The 213-nt window shown below is 49.8% G+C and carries 1 protein-coding gene; it reads left to right on the forward strand.

The window, feature by feature from the left end; all coding sequences use genetic code 11:
* A partial coding sequence (locus EL17_RS23805) for a hypothetical protein (protein WP_035069230.1) occupies positions 1-213 on the forward strand: 213 nt, incomplete at both ends.

Here is a 213-nt window from a genome sequence, read left to right on the forward strand (position 1 = left end):
GGCCTTCCGCCAAAACCAGGGTAGATTAATGGTACTATGCAGTTATAAGATACGTCTGGAGACTGCAACCCCCCGAAAAGATGGGCTGGCTTCAGAATTTCATGTTCCGAAGAGCCAGTATGATTACGATGCCCTGATGATGCGGCCGACCCTGAATGGGTCGCATGTATATAGCATATGTGCTGATGTTGATTCCGACCCTGATAGGGGTCG

Origin of the sequence: Anditalea andensis (assembly GCF_000714815.1) — a bacterium.
In the GTDB taxonomy this organism is placed as follows: domain Bacteria; phylum Bacteroidota; class Bacteroidia; order Cytophagales; family Cyclobacteriaceae; genus Anditalea; species Anditalea andensis.